Below are 3516 nucleotides of genomic sequence, written 5' to 3'. Positions count from 1 at the left end.
CCCGAGGTATCGTGCCAACGCGTGAAGCGCGTCGGCGTCCTCGACCGCGGACTGCGGCGTGCCGCCCAGGTCGAGCGGGCACCGATCCACAGGCTGATGCGCGAGTGTGAGCGCAAAGCGCTCGCGGTAGAGAGTACGTTCAAGAATCGCCGTTCTCCGGGCACCCGGCCGTGACAACACGCATCAGGCGCGCCGCACCGTAATCAGCCCTCAAGTTGACCGCAATGCGTCCGGGCAAGGTCCAGTGAACGCGTGATTCTCACTGCGTGGCGGCGATGATGGCGGCGGCGCCGACGGCGACCCACAGCCACTTCTGGCGCTGCTTGGCCCTGCGGTTCGCGGCGGCCGCTTTCTCCTGTGCTTCCCTGAGCGCCTGCTCGTGGGCGGCGCGCTCCTTGGCGAGTTCGTCGCGCATCGCGGCGAGCTGCTTATTCAAGCCATCAACGGCCGCCGCCTTTTCCGCGCGCTCCTTGGCAAGTTCGCCGCGGAGATCAGCGACCTGCTTGCTCAGATCGTTCAGGTCCGCTGTCGTCTGCGCGAGCTTGAGATGCGCTTGAGCCAGGTCCTCCTTCATTACGACGTTGCTGTCCTGAAGCGCCTCGACCTGCTCGCTCAGAGTCTTGAGGTCAGGAGGCTGCGCCGCTGCCGCCGGCAGCGCAAGCGCAGCGGTCAACACGATTCCGATCAACAGAGCTGCAACCCTATGCATAGGGACCTCCTTTACGGCGACGGGGCAACCGTCACCGACCCGTCGAATTGCTTGAACTCTATCGGCCGGCCATCCGGCCCGAATACCTCGGCGTCTTTCAACGTCAGCGGCGACGTGCCCGGCGCGATGGCGCGGAACGTCACCGTCACCAGTCCCGCGTTGAGCACCGTCAGCGGCGCCGCGTCCGTGCGCAGGCCCTCAACACCCGCGATGACGCCGTTTTCCCGGTCGATCGCCCCCGAACGCCACGGCGACAGCAACCGCCCGGCGTCCACGAACGCCTCGCCGCGAGACGTGAACAGCGGCTCGATGACCTTGGGGTCGTAGGTGATGGTGAACCGCGCTGCGTGGAATTCCCGTGCGGGTGACAGTCGCACCTCGATGGGGATGACGGCCGAGCGCCCGTCCACTTGCAGCGGCACCGTATGCCCCTCCGGGAAGAAGCGCAGTTCGGGCGTGAGCATGGGCACGGAGATCACCTTCTCCGCACGCGCCGCTTCAGCGGACGGCGACTCGGCAACTATGGAGTACGTCAAGTTGCCGATGTGGAGCCCGGTAGCGGTGACCTCCCAGGTGAAGGTGTGCGATTTGCCCGCACCGAGCGTGTCCAGGCCCAGGACCGCCTTGGCGTCCCGGTCGAGTTCCAGCCCCGCCGGCAAGGTAATGCCAGCGGCGACCGCCTGCGCCGGGAGGGTGCCGGTGTTGGTGACGACAGCTCCGATCTGGAACGGGTTCGGTGTGTAGCGGTTGTTGACGACATCGAGCGTGTCGGGGGCCTCGATCGTCAGCTCCAGCCGCGGGGGCGCCTGAACCGTGATCTCGCGCTCGACGCGGTTGGACTCGATATTCGACGACGACGCCGTGACCGCGAACTTGAGCGTGCCGTGCTGCGCTCCGGTGGGCTTGACCATCCACTGCGCGGAGGTCGTGCCGCCGGGCGCGAGGCTGGCGACGGCGGGCGACGGGTTGGGGCCGCTGACGAGCGCGAGGCCGGCCGGCAGCTCGAGCGTGGCCGCGACGTCGCGCGCCTCGAACCCGCCGGAGTTCTCGATGTACGCGATGATGGCGAACGGCTGCACGCGGTCGCGGCTGAGCGCCACCTCAGCCGGCGCGGTGACGCCGATGGACAGGCGCCCGGCGCTGAGCGTGATCCCTCCCAGGCCGTAGAACGTATCGTAGGTCCGGGAGGCGCCGGGCGGGAGCGGCCGCGGATCCCAATAGATCAGCGCGGAGCTGTCGAGTTCGGCTTCGCCGGCGCGGGTGAAGTCGCGACCTTCCGGCAGCGGGAATTCCCATGGGTGGTCCGCGGCGGTGCCCCAGTCCACGGCGATCATGCGCTCGGGCGGTTCCACGCCCGCAGCGCGCAGCGTGCCCTGAGCGGTGACGGTCGGGGCGGACAGGGAATCGAACGCCTGCCAGAAATCCGGGAGCGCGCCGGCCGCGAGCGAAGTCGCGGTGGTGACGGCGCGGTCGCCGATGCGCAGCGGCGCTCCGTCATTGTCGCCGAGCATCGTGTCGAGCATGATGCGCACGCCGACACTGTGCGGCGCGCTGTCGGTGTTGCTCACCGTGTACGCGATGCGCGTGGTGTCGTGCATGCGAGTGGTGATGGATCGCGCGAACGACAGCTCCTGCTTCACCTCGACCGGCCCGAGCTTACACGCGCACGTGATCGCTCGCCCCTCGACTACTTGGGGCGGCTGGGTAACCGCGCCGTACTGTCCCGATTTCCCAGCGCGCTTCTGCGTCGGCCCGCCGAAGACCCAATCCTGGCCGTCCACGCGGACGGTCGCGTAGCCGGTCCACGGCGTCCGCGTGCCGTAGATGAGGACCTTGTTGTCGTCGGACGCGCGGGTCGGATCACCGCCTGTCGTGCTCACCGCGAAACGGCCGGTGTTCTCCGGGGCGGCGTTGACGCGAATCTCGATGAATTCGTTGGCGACGGAGGCCACGTCTTCCGCAGGCGCCTGGGCGTCGGCGCAGACCGCGGCCCACAGCACGCACGACGCGAGGATCGCCGCCGGCCACGCGCCGCGGCTGGTGAAATGAGGTGCAGGATGAGGTCGGCGAGTCATCATTCATACTTGCCCCAGAATGTGATTCGAGAAGCGTTCCCTCGCGCGGATGTCGGCGAGGATGATCACAACTGCTCGACGGCATTGCTTGCGAATCGTATCTTCACCGTGGCGTCGCCTGAAGCCGGCGTGCCGTTCTTCATGCCCGGCGTGAATATCCATTTGGCGACTGCACGCTGCGCGGCGTCGTCGAGCAGCTTGCTGCCGGAGCTGCCGGTGACGCGGATGGCCGCGACCTTGCCCTCCGGCGACACGGTAACGGTGAGGGTCACCGTCCCCTCGAGGTTTTGGTCCAGCGCGTTCTTGGGATACACGGGCAGCGGGCCCGGCTCGAATCCGGGGCCGTAGCTGGGCCCCGCCGGCTCGGTGCCTGTCCCGGCGGTGCCGGTGCCGTCGACAATGCCCTCGGCGACGTCGCGTTCCCCGCCCTCGGAGGTGAGCACTTTGGGCGGCGCGGGCGCTTCCTTGGGCTTGCGAGTGACCTCGGGGTTAATGCCGCCCATGGGAGCTTTCGTCGGCTCGGGCCTTGGGCGGAGCGGCGGTCCCGGAATGACTGCCCCGATGCTCGCCGCAGGCACGATCGGCGGCTGTTCCTCCTCGAGGCTGACGAGGCGCACGGGGATGATATCCTCCTCCGCGCGAATCTCGCCCGGCCTCATCAGCAGCGATATCAGCACGACGAGGACGAAGTGCACCGCGACGGAGATCAGCGCTGATGCGCGCATGTCTATT

The 3516-nt window shown here is 68.1% G+C and carries 3 protein-coding genes; all 3 read right to left on the bottom strand.

The window, feature by feature from the left end; all coding sequences use genetic code 11:
- Positions 1–259: 259 nt before the first annotated feature.
- The gene (locus JSV65_03195; protein UCH35371.1) at positions 260–709 is read right to left on the bottom strand and encodes a hypothetical protein; all 450 of its coding nucleotides are present in this window, start codon (positions 707–709) and stop codon (positions 260–262) included.
- A gap of 11 nt (positions 710–720) precedes the next feature.
- Positions 721–2787, bottom strand: a complete 2067-nt coding sequence (locus JSV65_03190) for a hypothetical protein (protein UCH35370.1) — start codon at positions 2785–2787, stop codon at positions 721–723.
- Positions 2788–2849: 62 nt separating this feature from the next.
- Positions 2850–3516: TonB family protein (locus tag JSV65_03185; protein UCH35369.1), on the bottom strand; the 667-nt coding region annotated here is incomplete at its 5' end.

The organism is Armatimonadota bacterium, from assembly GCA_020354555.1.
In the GTDB taxonomy this organism is placed as follows: Bacteria; Armatimonadota; Hebobacteria.
The sequence above is the reverse complement of the archived record's forward strand: the minus strand, read 5'-3'. Positions and strand labels throughout refer to the sequence as shown.